A 13,889-nucleotide genomic window follows, 5' to 3' on the forward strand; every position below is an offset into this window, starting at 1 on the left:
CTGGGAGGCCGGCTGAGCGCTCAAGCAGGCGGTGCGGCGAGCCAGGCGTCGATGTCGGCGTCCGCGGCCGCGACGACGTCCGCCGGCGCGTTCGAGATCGTGAAACTGTCGCGCGCGAGCTGGGCGAGTTCGGCGTCGCTGAATCCGTGGACGTCGCGCGCGGTGCGGTACTGATCCGTGAGGCGTGAGCCGAACAGCAGCGGGTCGTCGGCGCCGAGCGCCATCCGCGCGCCTGCGTCGAACAAGGGACGCAGGGGCACCTCCGGGGCGCTCTCGTACACGCCGAGTGCCACATTGCTGCCGGGGCACACCTCGAGCCCGACGCCGGCATCGACGACGCGCGCCAACACCTCAGGCGATTCCGCGGAACGCACCCCGTGCCCGAGCCGCGTGGGGTGCAGCGCGTCGAGCGTCTCGCTCACGGCGTCGGCGCCTAGCAGTTCGCCCCCGTGGGGCAGTGAGGCGAGGCCCGCGTTGCGCGCGATGCGGAACGCCGGCGCGAACGCGGAGGTGTCGCCGCGGCGTTCGTCGTTGCTCAATCCGAAGCCGACGACACCGCCGGCGTTCTTCGCCGCGAGCCGGGCCAACGTCCGCGCGTCGAGGGGATGCCGTAGCCGTGACGCCGCGACTACGACGCCCACCCCGATGCCGTGACGCTCACCGGCCCGCGCAGCTTCGTCGAGCACGATCTCCAAGGCGGGTGTGATGCCGCCGACGAACGGTGCGTAGGACGTGGGGTCGACCTGGATCTCCAACCATCGTGAGCCCTCACGCGCATCGCTCGCGGCGGCCTCGTCGACGATGCGGCGCATGTCATCCTCGCTACGCACGCAGGCGCGGGCGGCGTCGTAGAGGCGTTGGAAGCGGAACCAACCCCGCTCGTCGCGGGCCGATGCGAGCTGAGGAGGCCAGCTGCGCCTCAGGCTGTCCGGCAGCCGGACGCCGTGCGTCACGCTCATGTCGAGCAGGGTGTCGAACGCCATCGAGCCGGTGAAGTGCAGGTGCAGGTGCGCCTTCGGCAGGGCGTCGAGGTCTCGCCGGGAGCGGCTGGGGGAGGTGTCGCGACTCGTCACCCGCTCATCCTGTCACCGCCCTCGCGCGACGGCTGCCGCGCATCACGCACGGGGGAGGGCCAGATTTCCGTTCGAGCGTCGTCGTCCCGTACAGTTGGGGGTCGACACGGCACTCAACCGCCGCGTCGCGCGGGTTCGCTCGCGAAGGGCACTAGCTCAATTGGCAGAGCACCGGTCTCCAAAACCGGGGGTTGGGGGTTCAAGTCCCTCGTGCCCTGCACAGCGTATTGATCCGAGAGGGCGGGGCCGTGGCAGATTCCGATGTCGTGACGGGGGCTTCCGTCGCGGGTGAATCTGAGCGCCGCGGTTTCTTCGGCCGCATCCTGTTGTTCATCCGGCAGGTCATCGGCGAGATGCGCAAGGTCGTTTATCCGACGCGTGACGAGTTGACGACGTACACGATCGCGGTCCTGGTCTTCCTCGCCGTCATCATGGCGTACGTCAACGGTCTAGACTGGCTGTTCACGCGTGCGGTCTCCTGGGTCTTCGGTTCGAACTGAGTCCCGGGCCCATCTCGAAGATTCGCCGCCTGAGCGCCCCCGCGGGGGCCGCGCGGGCGGCGTTCGTGTGAGAGCACGCGACGTACGTCCCCACATGTGAAGGAAGCAGGTCGATGACCGAGCAGAACCCCGAGCAGCTTTCGCCGGCTGCGGCGGAAGAGGCCGAATTCGCGGCGGGCGCTGTGCGCACGCCTGACGCTGACCTGGCGCCCGAGCAGGGCGAAGTCGGCGAACTGCCGAGCGCCGCCGAGGCCCACGCCGACGACGCCGAGCGCGAGGTGGAGCAGGAGGCCGTCGTCGACGCCGAGGTCGCCCCGGCCGAGCAGGCTGACGCGGTCGACCCTCGCGAGGCGTTCATCGCGGAGCTCAAGTCGCAGTTCGGTGACTGGTACGTCATCCACTCCTACGCGGGCTACGAGAAGCGTGTGAAGACGAACCTCGAGCAGCGCATCACGAGCCTCAACATGGAGGATTACATCTTCCAGATCGAGGTTCCGATGGAGGACTACACCGAGATCAAGAACGGGCAGAAGAAGTCGGGTACGCGCGTGCGCATCCCGGGTTACGTGCTCGTGCGCATGGATCTGACGGACGAGTCGTGGGGCGCAGTGCGTCACACCCCGGGTGTCACGGGCTTCGTCGGCAACGCGCACCAGCCGTACCCGTTGTCGATCGACGAGGTCGTCACGATGCTGAACCCGACGTTCGAGGAGCCGGAGGCTTCGGCTGAGGGTGCGGCCGCGTCGAGTGGCTCCGCGTCGTCGGCGTCCGCGGATGTCGACTTCACCGTCGGCGAGTCCGTCACCGTCATGGAAGGCCCGTTCGAGACGTTGCCCGCGACGATCTCCGAGATCAACGCGGACACGCAGAAGATCAAGGTGCTCGTGTCGATCTTCGGTCGCGAGACGCCGGTCGAACTGGGCTTCAACCAGGTCGCGAAGATCTGATCCTTCGACCTGCCGCGCGTTTCGTCGCGGCGGTCGTCATCAACCTCTCATCGCCTGTCCGGGTGGTGAGGATGCAACCGGGTCATCGCCCACGGCGTCGGCCCATGACAGGAAAGAGGTGGCTTCATGCCTCCGAAGAAGAAGGTTTCCGGTTTCATCAAGCTGCAGATCCAGGCCGGTGCGGCGACGCCGGCTCCGCCGGTCGGTCCGGCGCTGGGTCAGCACGGTGTGAACATCATGGAGTTCGTCAAGGCGTACAACGCTGCGACGGAGTCCCAGCGCGGCAACGTCATCCCGGTCGAGATCACGGTCTACGAGGACCGTTCGTTCACGTTCATCACGAAGACGCCGCCGGCTGCTGAGCTCATCAAGAAGGCTGCGGGCGTCCAGAAGGGTTCCGGCGAGCCGCACAAGACGAAGGTCGCGCACCTGTCGGCGGATCAGGTTCGTGAGATCGCGCAGCAGAAGATGCAGGACCTCAACGCGAACGATCTCGACATGGCGTCGCGGATCATTGCGGGTACGGCGCGTTCGATGGGGATTACCACCGACTGAAACTGCACCGCCGGTACGGGCAGTGATGTTCGTACTGCCGTGACGTTCCGGCCGGGGTGCGTTCAGTCGAGAAAAAGTGTCTGAGAGTGCACCTTCGGTACGGTCGGTGATGTTCATGCCGCCGTGACGTTTCGGCGGGGTCGATCAGTCCAGAAGAAATTGTCTGACGGTTCTGCCGGTTCGACGCAAGCCCCTGGCCCTCACCTGGGTCAGGGGCTTCGTGCGTCCGTCGCCGATTTCACCCCACCCCCGCACGTCACGTACAATCATCCGGTTGCCCGTGTGGCATCGCGGCGTCAGGATCGACCTGGTGTCGGGGGCGCGGAGCCCGAAAGTGGTTGGGCCGGCGCTGGCTCGTAGAACCACGATCTCCCTGTTGAAGGAGTTTGAGATGAAGCGCAGCAAGACGTACCGCGCGGCGGAAGAGAAGATCGAAGAAGGCAAGCTGTACTCGCCGCTCGAGGCTGTTCGCCTCGCGAAGGAGACGGCCGGCACGAAGTTCGATTCGACGGTCGAGGTTGCGATGCGCCTCGGTGTCGACCCGCGCAAGGCGGACCAGATGGTTCGTGGCACGGTGAACCTGCCGAACGGCACGGGTAAGACGGCTCGCGTCCTCGTGTTCGCCAACGGTGACAAGGCTGCGGCGGCCGAGGCTGCCGGCGCCGACTTCGTTGGTTCGGATGACCTGATCGCCAAGGTTCAGGGTGGCTGGACGGACTTCGACGCCGTCGTCGCGACGCCCGACCTCATGGGCAAGGTCGGTCGCCTGGGTAAGGTGCTCGGTCCGCGTGGTCTCATGCCGAACCCGAAGACGGGAACGGTGACGATGGACGTCGCGAAGGCCGTCGGAGACATCAAGGGCGGAAAGATCGAGTTCCGGGTCGACAAGCACGCGAACCTCCACTTCATCATCGGCAAGTCCTCGTTCGACGAGAAGGCTCTCGTCGAGAACTATGCGGCTGCGCTCGATGAGATCCTGCGGCTGAAGCCGTCGGCGTCGAAGGGTCGTTACATCACGAAGGCCACGATGGCCACGACGATGGGCCCTGGCATCCTGATCGACCAGTCGCGCACGCGCAACCTCATGGAGGACGGCGCCGAGCAGGCCTGATCGGCTTCTCGCTCGATCGCTCTACGTGAGCGGTCGACGCTTCTCGACGGGCGAGGCCCGCATCCCGATTCGTTCGGGGTGCGGGCCTCGCCTGTTGTGCCGTCCAGATCACGTGGCCGGCCGCATGACGTCAGAACGGGGTGACGGTCATGCGGACGATCTGCGGGTCGTGGTCGGAGTCCTGGTCGGGGAACTCGCTGTTGGTGTGGACGATGTCGTAGTTGAACGGCGGCTTCCCGAGGCCGAGCCAGGGCTGGGCGAGCTTGGGGCTGAGCAGGATGTGGTCGAGGATCTGGCTGTTGCCCTCGTACACGTACGAGTACCGCTCGTTGGCGGGCAGGGTGCGCGGCAGGTCCGTCATCGCTGTCTTGCCGTTTCCGGCGAGGATGTCGGTGGTCCGGCTGAACTCGAAGTCGTTGAGGTCACCGAGCGTCACGATGCGAGCGTTGGGGTCGGCGGCGAGCAGCTTGTCGATGAATCCGCGCACGACGGTGGCCTGCGCGTGGCGCTGCGTCTCGGACGAGCGCACGGGCTGCTGCCAGCGGCCGAAGAGCGGGTCGTCGCCGCCCTTGCTGTTGAAGTGGTTGGCGATGACGTACACCTTCGTCCCGCGGAACTTGAACTCGCCGACGAGCGGCTTGCGCGAGTCGGTGAAGGCGGTGTTCGTCGGGTCGATGCGGCCGGGCGAGACGGTGAGGTCGGTGAACAGGCCACGCCCGGTGACGCCGGTGGCCGTCGTCGCGCCGGGGGTTCCCTTGTCGACGAACGACGTGCCGCGGTCGGTGCGGTAGAGGAACACCTGGCGGATGTTGCCTCCGGGCTGGCCTCCGTCCTTGCCGTTCTCGGGGTCGACCCAGCGCGCCTGGTACGTCGGGCCGCCGGCGGCCTTGATGGTGTCGACGAGCTTCTTGACGGTCGTGGACGAGTCGACGGTGCCGTCGTTCTGGGCGCCGTTGTTGTCCTGGATCTCTTCGAGCGCGAGGACATCGGGGGAGTGCAGGTTGCCCGTGATCTGGCCGGCGAGGCGGTCGTACTTCGTCTGGGGGTCGCTGGGTGCGAGGTTCTCGACGTTGAATGTCGCGACGGCCATCTCGAACAGGCCCTGGGCCTTCGTCGTCTCGCGCTTCAGGCCGGCGCTGCGGTGCCCCGCGACGTCGGTGACGTGCACGTGCGGCATGGCGAAGGAGTAGTCCATGATGCCGGTGGTGCGGCCGGTGTAGACGTCACCTACGGTGCTGACGGGCAGCGGGTTGGCGGGCTTGGCCTGGTCGTCGAGGATGACGCGCATCGCGTTCGGGTGGTCGTAGCCGGAGTAGAGCACGCCACCGCGCGGCGTGGTCAGCGCGTCGACGTTCTGGCCGGGCACGACCGGGGTCTCGCGGTACTTGGGGTTGGTCGGGCCGACGGCGCGCGCATCGTCGAGGGCGACGCGCATGCCTTCGAGCGACTCGTCGAAGTCGATCGCGTTCTTCGTCGGGTCGAAGGTGGCCGCTGCCGATTCGACGTTCTTCGGGTCGCCCGACTCGACGTTCTGCTGTGGGGCGATGCGGTCCTTGCCGAGGACGGCAGGCGCCGGCAGCGCTTGCCCGGACGCGGTGACGGTGACGACGGGGCTCGTCAGCTGCGTCGTCGTCAGGTTGTCGTTGCCCGAGGCGCCGCCCGGTCGGAATTCGGAGACGGTGGCGTCGACGCTGACGGCGTCACCGACGACGGCGGTGGGCGCGGTCTTGGTGTAGACGAAGACGGCGTCGCTCGTCGCGTCGTCGTCGTCGCTCGGGGCCTGCATCCAGAACCCGGTGGCATTGATGGCGGTGACGACACCGCTGACCTTGCTGACGCGCTCGTCCCTGAGCGGCGAGAGGTGCGAGGAACCCTGGATCTGCTGGATCGTCACCGTCGACGGCTCGTGCGGCGCCTGCGGGGTGCAGGCCGTCGCGCCGGCCGCCGACGACGTCGGCGTCGGGGTGCCGACGGTGAAGTCGACAGCGTTGTCGTCGGTGTCGGTGCACTCGCTCTTGCGGAAGACGGATGTCGAGTTCGTCGTCGCGGGGGCAGGGGAACCCTCCGCGACGCTCGCCCCGCCCCAGCCGACGAGGTCGACGGTGGCGCCGTTCGGGTCGACGATGGCGACGCGGCCCGCGGTGCCCGACATCGCGATCGTGCCCGTCACGTCAGGATTCTCCAGGGCGGGCGCGGACGCGTTCGCGCCGTCGGCTTCCTTGACGAGGAAGTGGTGTCCCGGTGCGACCTGGCCGCTGAGCGGAGTCTTCTGGGCGCTCGTGCCCGACGCGGACCAGTACTGGACGCTCCAGCCGGTGAGGTCGACGGGCGCGCTCGAGGTGTTGTAGAGCTCGACGAAGTCGCTGCGCAGCGGTGCGCCGCTGTTGCCGCCTCCGCCGAACACCTCGCTGATCGTGACGGTGGTCGACGCAGCCTGCGCCGAACCTGCGGTGGACAGCGAGAACGACGTCAGCCCCGCGACGGCTGCGGCGACGGTGACGATGGCGGTGGGGCGCTGGGGAAGCAGTGGCATGAGGGGCTTTCGTTGGTTCAGCAACAGGACGAGCTGACAGTAGGCGGCGGGCCGCGGCGCGCAGGGTGCGTCATCGTGGCCAGTGGGTGAACAGTTGGTGCAGCGACTCTGCTGGGGACTTGTGCACCCACACGGGGAACGTGCGCGCAGTCGCGCATTCGTGGTGCAGCTGGCGGGTGGGTGCGAGCGGTCGGGCGGCGGGTGTGTTCCCTGGGTGCGGTGGTCAGTGGTGGAGGCGTGATTGGAGGGTGGCGATGGTGAGCCGTTGAGGCTGTCCCGTGATCGTCGTGGCGCCGGGGATGGTGCGCCAGGGGCCGTTGTTCTCCTGGTACTGGCCGCTGAGGGTGGTGTCGATGCGGGTGGTGACGGTGCCCTTGGTGGGGTAGGTGTGAGTGACATTGCCGGTGGGGTAGGGCCCGCCCGCGTCGGTGGTGGGGCCGTAGGTGGCGGTGTCGCCGTAGTGGTAGGTGTAGGTGACGTCGGTGGGGCGCAGGGTGATGGTGTGTCCGAGCAGGGTGACGGTGGTCGTCTCACCGGGGGCGAGCCCGTCGGGGCCGTAGGTGGCGTGGAAGTAGGTGGGCAAGCCGGTGAGGGTGGTGTTGCCGGTGGGCTGGATGGCGACGGTGGCCTTCGTGAAGGTCTGAGTCGTCCAGGCCTGGGTGGCTGCTTGCTCGGCGGTGTAGGTGGGCGCGGCCGGGGCTGCTGGCGCTGTGGCGGTTCCTGATGCGGGGGTGGTCATCGTGGGTGCAGGTGGCGCGGGGGTGTAGTTGACGCACGACAGCTTCGGGGTCTGCCCCTCGCCCGTCGCGCACGGCGTGTCAGCGGGGCGTGCGTGGACTGACGCGCTGTCCGCGTCGTAGTACGCGGCGATGTCGCCGGTGTTGGGTCCGTTCTCTGTGTGGGGCCGGCCAGGCTGGGTGCCGGGGTAGTTCGTGGTGTCGCGCGGAGGAGGCGGGGTCCACCCGACGCCGGGGCGGCCGGGGGTCGGTTTCGTCGGCACGCCGGGATTCGTCACGTGGATGATGACGCCGTCATCAATCACGCACGCTGTGGGATCCGGGCAGCGCGGATCAGCAGAGGCTGTGGTCGCGGAACCCAAGATGGCCGTGGCGGCGAGGCACGCGGCTAATAATGCTGAGCTTGTTGTTCGCTGGTGCTGCGCGCGGTCATCAGGACTTGTCAGCACCAGCAGCTCCGATCCTCCAGCCTCCGGCGGTCCAGTCGGCCCGGGCTGCGACGCCGAGGTTGTTCGGTGCGAACTGCTTTCGGGAGCCGTCGGCGCCCACCTTGAAGTTGCCACGGTCGGATTGCCGGAACGTCACCACGACGGAGTCTTCCACCGAGTCGGCACGCACGGCCCAATGGTCAAGGCGACGCTGATTGGTTTCGATGTGGGCACCTTCCCGCAGCAAGTCCGAGAGGCCAGTGATCTGGAGCTGGCACGTGGCACAGCTCGGCTGCGAAAGGTAACGCAACGCATCCGGCTGAGGCTTGGCGGCTAGCACATCGAGGGTTTCCCAGTAGAACTTCACGAAGGCCTTGGCGCCGTCTTTGGTGTGGGCCTTGGCGGCGTCGGGGATGACGACTGCGGCGGCGCCGGCCTTGGATGTCGTCCCGGGTGCGCTCGACGCGACCGAAGCACTCCGCGAGGTCGCGGGCGCAGACGAGGCGGCGCTGCGCAACGACGTAGAAGGGTCAGTCGAACTGGAACGCGGCGTGTTGCCGGCCGCGATGCGGCTCATGTCGGAGGGGGCGATGGTGCTCGTCGAGGCATCGGCCGTCGAGTCGTCGCCGCACCCACTCACCGCCGTCGTCACGGCCGCGGCCAGGGCGATCACGGCGACCCCACGTGGCGCGAGATGGCGCCCGGCAAGTCCACGACGTGCGGTCGCGCCATCGTCGGGTAGAGCAGCTGCGGGGGTGGGTGCGTCGGGCATGCTTGGTCCTTCGGTCGGCGGTGAGGCAGCGCCCGGTGCGTCACCGGCCACTTCTCGAGTCTCACCAGCGCGGCGCGTGTCGCACCCGATCGCGACGGTAAGTTTTTCGTCAGGTTTCCGCGGCCTGTGCACCAGTGCCCACCGGCGTCGATCGCACCGATTTGGCCGCTCGCCGCCCGCCCGGTAGATTGGGAGAACCAATGACCGCCGGTTGTTGCACTCTGCCTCTGGGTGGATGTGACCGAAGGCCTCACGTCTGTGAGCGTCCGGCGCAGGTGAGCTTCAGTCGATGATCGTGCTGTTCGTCAGCATGTTTTCAGAGCCTCAGCGCGCCTGCGCCGAGGCTCTTTTTTCGTGTCGCCCGAGCGACTGGCACTCACCACCGAAGGAGGCGCGCATGGCTACCGCCGCTAAGGATGCAGCCATTGCCGAGCTTGCGGACAACTTCCGCAACTCGGATGCTGCCGTGCTGACGGAGTACCGCGGTCTCACCGTGGCGCAGATCACCGATCTGCGTAACTCCATTCGTGAGCACGCCACCTACGCCGTGGTGAAGAACACGCTGACCGCCCGTGCGGCTGCCGAAGCCGGCGTGACGGCTTTCGACGGCCAGCTCCAGGGCCCGTCCGCTATCGCCTTCGTCACCGGTGACCCGGTGGAGACGGCGAAGAAGCTGCGTGACTTCGCCAAGGCCAACCCTCTCCTCGTCATCAAGGGCGGCGTCCTTGATGGCAAGGCCATGTCGGCCGAGGAGATCAACAAGCTCGCGGACCTCGAGTCCCGCGAGACCCTGCTCGCCAAGCTGGCCGGGGGCCTCCAGGCCTCGCTCAGCCAGGCTGTCTACCTCTTCGCGGCCCCGCTGTCGCAGGCTGCTCGCACCGTCGACGCCCTGCGTGCCAAGGTCGAGACCGAGGGACCGGCCACCGACGCAGCCCCGGCTGCCGAAGCGGCCACCGCAGACGTCGCCGAGGGTGGCGACGAGGCCTGATCCGGTCCTGACCGGCATCAGCGCAAACCCACCACAACGCCACTCACGGCACGGATCCCACGACCACATCGGTCCGGGTCCGACAGAACAGAAAGGACGCCCATCATGGCGAAGCTCTCCAACGACGAGCTCCTCGAGGCTTTCAAGGAAATGACGCTCATCGAGCTCTCCGAGTTCGTGACGCTCTTCGAAGACACCTTCAACGTCACCGCTGCTGCCCCGGTTGCTGCCGCGGCTGCTCCGGCTGCAGGCGGCGGCGACGCCGGCGCTGCCGAGGAGAAGTCCGAGTTCGACGTCATCCTGGCCTCGGCCGGTGACAAGAAGATCCAGGTCATCAAGGAGGTGCGCGCCCTCACGTCCCTCGGTCTCAAGGAGGCCAAGGACCTCGTCGACGGCGCCCCGAAGCCGGTTCTCGAAGGTGTCGCCAAGGACGCTGCCGACAAGGCCAAGGAAGCCCTCGAAGGCGCCGGCGCCACCGTCGAGGTCAAGTGATCTCTGCCCGGGCACTGCCTGGGCACTGATCGCGAGACATCGCGTCGAAGCGGGTCGCACCATCACGGTGCGGCCCGCTTTCGCATGCCCGCAGACCTGGCGTCGCGCCAGAGGAACCCTGCCGAGGCCGGTGCCGCCGATGACGCGCGCGATATTCGAGTGCGGTTGTCGGTGTTCACCCGTAGCCTGTGACGTGCCATGACGACACCACCCGCGCCGCACGCCTCGCCATCCCGCCAGATCGGATGGCGACGCATCGCCGTCCCCAGTACGTGGGCCGCCGTCATCCTCGCGGCCGTCACAGCGTTGGCGACGACGGCGGCGTCCGTCATCGCGGGCCGGCTGGCCGAGCACACGAGCGCTCGCCTCGTGACGCTGCTGGCCGTCACCGTCCTCGGTGGGGCGCTCGTCGACACCGCGGGGCGCTTCCTGTGGGCGGGTATGGTCGATCGTGCCGCCGGGCAGCTGCGTCGCGACCTCGTCGACGCGGTGCTCGCGCAACCGCTCGAGGCCCTGTCGGAGCAGGCGGGCGGTGAGATCCTCGACCGTGTCGACGACGACACCCACGAGATCTCGAACCTGCTGCGTCAGCAGATCTGGATGGTGCTGCGGATGACGCTCGCCATGGTGCCGATGTGGATCGTCGCAGGTATCACGTGGTGGCCGGCCTGGGTGCTCTTCCCGCTCTTCGCGGCGCTGACGTGGGTGCTCATGCGTTCCTTGCTCGCCCCGATCGCGGCGGGCAAGGTTCTCGAGGAGGCCGCCTGGACGGAGCACGCCGCCATCTTCGAGGAGGGCGTCGCGGGCCGCGACGACATCCGCACGAGCCTCGGCCAGCCGTTCGTGGTCGCGCGCCTCGCCAAGCTGTCGGCGCGCGTGCACGAGCGGTTCCTGGCCGTCGTGCGCCTCGAGGTCAAGCTGCTGCTGCGCACCGGCCTGTCGCTGCACCTGCTGCTCGTCCTCGTCGTGCTCGCCGGTGTCGCGCTCGCCTCGCGCACGTCGATGTCGGTCGGTGATCTCGTCACGATGTTCCTCGTCACGAGCACGTTCGTCGGCATGCTGGCCCGGGTCGCCGAGCAGTTCCCGGACATGCAGGCGGGCCTCGGCGCCATCGTGCGCCTGCGCGCCCTCCTGGCCGTTCCGGCCGAACCCGAGGGCGGACGAGCGCTGCCGGAGGGCCCGCTGGATCTCGACGTACGTCACCTCGACTTCAGCTACGGCACCGGCACGTTCGCGCTGCAGGACGTCGACCTGCACGTGCCGGCCGGGTCGACTCTCGCCCTGGTGGGACGCACCGGATCCGGCAAGTCGACGTTGGCCTCCCTCGTCTCGCGCGCCGTCGAGCCGCCGCCCGGTTCGCTCTTCCTCGGCGGCGTCGACGTGCGCGACCTCGACCTGGAGGCGCTGCGCGGGGGCGTCGGTGTCGTCACGCAGCGCACCGAGATCCTCGCCGGCACGCTGGCGGAGAACATCACCGTCTTCGAGCCGCTGCCGCGCGCTCAGATCGAGGACGTCGTCGAGACGCTCGGTCTCGGCCCGTGGGTCTCGACCCTGCCCGACGGCCTCGACACGGTGCTCGGCCCGGGTGGCGTGAGCCTGTCGGCCGGCGAGGAGCAGCTGCTGGCGTTCGCCCGTCTGCTCGCACGCGACGTGCGCGTCATCGTGCTCGACGAGGCGACCGCCCGCATGGATCCGGTGACGGAGGCCCGCGTCGTCGCGGCCTCTGCACGGTTGCTCGAGGGGCGCACCGGCATCCTCATCGCGCATCGTCTCGGCACCATCGAGCGGGCCGACTTCATCGGCGTCATGGAGCGCGGGCGCCTCGTGCAGTTCGGTCGCCGTGACGAACTGCTCGAGACACCCGGTTACTTCCGCGACCTCACCGAAGCCGCCGGCGCGTCCGCCGTCCCCGCCCCGGACCACGAGGCCCCGCACGTCGCGCACGCGCGACGCACGGGCGCGGCGCCCGTCACGCGCGACATCCCCGAGGGTTCGTCCCTCGCACGCGCGATCATCAACGCGCTGAAGGTGCGGCCCGAGTGGGGCGTCGTGGCCATCTTCGCGTTCCTCGCGTTCTCCATCTTCGGTGCCATCGGCAGCGTCACGGGCTGGGCTTGGGGTCACACCGTGCAGGCCCTGGCGGACGGCACCCCCGCATGGGGTTGGGCCGCAGCGGTCGCGGTGTGCGTGATGCTCGGCCCGGTCTCGCTCGCGGTGGCCGTCATCCGTTACCCGCGGTGGTGGATCGAGATCTCCCTGCGGGTGCGCATGCGCGTGCTCATCGGACAGACGGGGCAGCACCGGCTGCCGCGCACGCCTCCCGGCGAGGTCGTCGCGCGCGCGATGGATTCGGATCGCTTCGTCCGCTATGCCGACCGGTGGATCGACTTCACCAACGGTTTCGTCATCGTCGTTCTCACCGCTGTGCTCGGTGGCACCTGGCTCGCGGGTCTCGTCCTGCTCGTCATCATGGTCGGCTCGGCGCTGGCCTCCGCCCTCGGACGGCGCGTGGCGGGCCGCTCCGCCGCGCGGGCGTCGGCGTCCCGTGCCCAGTTCGGTCGCGCCCTCGTCTCCTCGCTCGAAGCAGCGCGCACCATCAAGCTCGCGGGTCGCACCGGGCGCATCCGCGAACACCTCGCCGCCGTCGACCGCACGCGCGTCGAGGCCGCGGTGCGCGAGCACCGAGTCGCCGCCGTGCTCGACGGCGTCCCGACGCTCATGGTGCAGGCAGGCATCGTGGCAGCCTGGGCGGGGGCGCTGTACGGCACCTGGGGCCTTGCGACGGCGCTGCTCGTCGTCAACGCGGCGTCCAACTTCGACTGGTTCGGCCGGGTCGCCGGGTCGGTCGTCACCGAGGCGCCCGGAACGCGGGCCTGGCTCAGGGCGACGAGCGAACTCGCCGGCGGGGCCGATCTCGTCGACCTCCCGGCTGGCCTCGACCTGCCCTCCGGTGCGGCACCTCAGGTACCTGAGACGCCGAGGGAGCCCTTGCGCGAACTGGCGTTGCGCGACCTCGCCGCCCTGCACGATGACGGGACGGTCGGCGTCGAAGGCGTGGATCTCACCGTCGGGCAGGGCGAGCTCGTGCTGCTCCTGGGCGCCGTGGGCTCCGGCAAGTCGAGCCTGCTGGCGGCACTCGCGGGGCTCGTGCACCACACCGGCTCGCTCACGTGGAACGGACGAGAGGTGAGCGAGCCAGAGCTCTTCCTCCGCCCCGGCCAGGTCGCCTACGTCGCCCAGACGCCCCGAGTGCTCTCCGGCTCCTTCGCCGAGAACGTGCTCCTCGGTCACGAGCGCGAGTTCGACACTTCCGTCGACGCTGCGCGTCTCACCCCCGACATCGACAACGCGGGCGGCCGGGACAGTCTCGTCGGCCACCGCGGGGTGCGCCTGTCCGGTGGGCAGGTTCAGCGGCTGGCGCTCGCGCGAGCCCTGTCGACGGAGGCCGAACTGCTCCTGGCCGACGACGTCTCGAGCGCGCTCGACGCGCGCACCGAGCTCGAGCTGTGGGACGCGTTGCGTGCGCGTGGCAGCGCCGTCGTCGGGGCGACGTCGAAGCGTTCGGCTCTCGCCCGGGCCGACCGCGTCGTCGTCCTGGAGGCGGGCAGGGTTGCGGACGCCGGCCCGTGGCGTGAGCTCGAGACGCGCTGGTCGCACCTGGCGGGGTGACGGGCGACCGGCGCGTCGCTGCTTGACTGTGCGCCCGCCCTGCGTCATTCTCGTGGGGTCAAGACGGCGCCGGGGGAGGCGCCG

General features: G+C 68.9%; 11 protein-coding genes and 1 tRNA gene. 8 read left to right on the forward strand and 4 right to left on the reverse strand.

All coding sequences use genetic code 11. From position 1 onward, the window contains the following. Window positions 1-20 precede the first annotated feature (20 nt). Window positions 21-1,073: an adenosine deaminase gene (locus B2284_RS06135; RefSeq protein WP_006946103.1), complete on the reverse strand. Its 1,053-nt coding sequence runs from the start codon at window positions 1,071-1,073 to the stop codon at window positions 21-23. A gap of 145 nt (window positions 1,074-1,218) precedes the next feature. On the opposite strand from B2284_RS06135, the gene B2284_RS06140 reads away from it, so the two are divergent. From B2284_RS06140 to rplA, 5 genes are all read left to right on the forward strand, one after another. Then, a tRNA-Trp gene (locus B2284_RS06140) sits at window positions 1,219-1,291 on the forward strand. Window positions 1,292-1,321: 30 nt separating this feature from the next. Continuing rightward, entirely contained in the window at window positions 1,322-1,573 is a 252-nt protein-coding gene (secE, locus tag B2284_RS06145) for a preprotein translocase subunit SecE (protein WP_006946054.1), read from the forward strand. A gap of 113 nt (window positions 1,574-1,686) precedes the next feature. Continuing rightward, window positions 1,687-2,520 carry a transcription termination/antitermination protein NusG gene (gene nusG / locus B2284_RS06150; RefSeq protein WP_006946230.1) on the forward strand — a complete coding sequence of 278 codons (834 nt, stop codon included), beginning with the start codon at window positions 1,687-1,689 and terminating at the stop codon, window positions 2,518-2,520. Window positions 2,521-2,646: 126 nt separating this feature from the next. Then, a complete protein-coding gene (rplK, locus tag B2284_RS06155; protein WP_006946271.1) occupies window positions 2,647-3,075 on the forward strand; it encodes a 50S ribosomal protein L11 in 429 nt (142 codons plus the stop codon). Between the two features lie 391 nt (window positions 3,076-3,466). Continuing rightward, entirely contained in the window at window positions 3,467-4,186 is a 720-nt protein-coding gene (rplA, locus tag B2284_RS06160; protein ID WP_006946194.1) for a 50S ribosomal protein L1, read from the forward strand. A gap of 130 nt (window positions 4,187-4,316) precedes the next feature. Here the strand turns inward: rplA and B2284_RS06165 are convergent, their stop codons facing one another. The 3 genes from B2284_RS06165 to B2284_RS06175 all read right to left on the reverse strand — a co-directional run bounded on the left by B2284_RS06165 (window position 4,317) and on the right by B2284_RS06175 (window position 8,656). After that, window positions 4,317-6,719 (reverse strand): lamin tail domain-containing protein, encoded by a 2,403-nt coding sequence (locus tag B2284_RS06165; RefSeq protein WP_074045780.1) that lies wholly within the window; start codon window positions 6,717-6,719, stop codon window positions 4,317-4,319. Between the two features lie 223 nt (window positions 6,720-6,942). After that, window positions 6,943-7,761 (reverse strand): hypothetical protein, encoded by an 819-nt coding sequence (locus B2284_RS06170; protein WP_074045779.1) that lies wholly within the window; start codon window positions 7,759-7,761, stop codon window positions 6,943-6,945. A gap of 127 nt (window positions 7,762-7,888) precedes the next feature. After that, entirely contained in the window at window positions 7,889-8,656 is a 768-nt protein-coding gene (locus B2284_RS06175; protein WP_131940623.1) for a DUF6318 family protein, read from the reverse strand. Window positions 8,657-9,053: 397 nt separating this feature from the next. Between B2284_RS06175 and rplJ the strand changes: the two genes are divergently transcribed. The 3 genes from rplJ to B2284_RS06190 all read left to right on the forward strand — a co-directional run bounded on the left by rplJ (window position 9,054) and on the right by B2284_RS06190 (window position 13,805). Further along, on the forward strand, window positions 9,054-9,644 hold the full coding sequence (rplJ, locus tag B2284_RS06180; RefSeq protein ID WP_040014839.1) for a 50S ribosomal protein L10: 591 nt from the start codon (window positions 9,054-9,056) through the stop codon (window positions 9,642-9,644). A gap of 105 nt (window positions 9,645-9,749) precedes the next feature. Beyond that, complete coding sequence (gene rplL / locus B2284_RS06185) at window positions 9,750-10,136, forward strand: 50S ribosomal protein L7/L12 (RefSeq protein WP_006946083.1); 387 nt, start codon at window positions 9,750-9,752, stop codon at window positions 10,134-10,136. 198 nt (window positions 10,137-10,334) lie between these two features. Continuing rightward, entirely contained in the window at window positions 10,335-13,805 is a 3,471-nt protein-coding gene (locus B2284_RS06190) for an ATP-binding cassette domain-containing protein (RefSeq protein WP_006946251.1), read from the forward strand. Window positions 13,806-13,889 lie beyond the last annotated feature (84 nt).

Source organism: Dermacoccus sp. UBA1591, assembly GCF_002322065.1.
Taxonomy (GTDB): domain Bacteria; phylum Actinomycetota; class Actinomycetes; order Actinomycetales; family Dermatophilaceae; genus Dermacoccus; species Dermacoccus nishinomiyaensis.

What these genes read in the sequence shown, in the direction of transcription:
- nusG (WP_006946230.1), top strand. Translation starts at nt 1,687, where the DNA reads ATGACCGAGCAGAACCCCGAGCAGCTTTCGCCGGCTGCGGCGGAAGAG.
- rplK (WP_006946271.1), top strand. Translation starts at nt 2,647, where the DNA reads ATGCCTCCGAAGAAGAAGGTTTCCGGTTTCATCAAGCTGCAGATCCAG.
- rplA (WP_006946194.1), top strand. Translation starts at nt 3,467, where the DNA reads ATGAAGCGCAGCAAGACGTACCGCGCGGCGGAAGAGAAGATCGAAGAA.
- B2284_RS06165 (WP_074045780.1), bottom strand. Translation starts at nt 6,719, where the DNA reads ATGCCACTGCTTCCCCAGCGCCCCACCGCCATCGTCACCGTCGCCGCA.
- B2284_RS06175 (WP_131940623.1), bottom strand. Translation starts at nt 8,656, where the DNA reads ATGCCCGACGCACCCACCCCCGCAGCTGCTCTACCCGACGATGGCGCG.
- rplJ (WP_040014839.1), top strand. Translation starts at nt 9,054, where the DNA reads ATGGCTACCGCCGCTAAGGATGCAGCCATTGCCGAGCTTGCGGACAAC.
- rplL (WP_006946083.1), top strand. Translation starts at nt 9,750, where the DNA reads ATGGCGAAGCTCTCCAACGACGAGCTCCTCGAGGCTTTCAAGGAAATG.
- B2284_RS06190 (WP_006946251.1), top strand. Translation starts at nt 10,335, where the DNA reads ATGACGACACCACCCGCGCCGCACGCCTCGCCATCCCGCCAGATCGGA.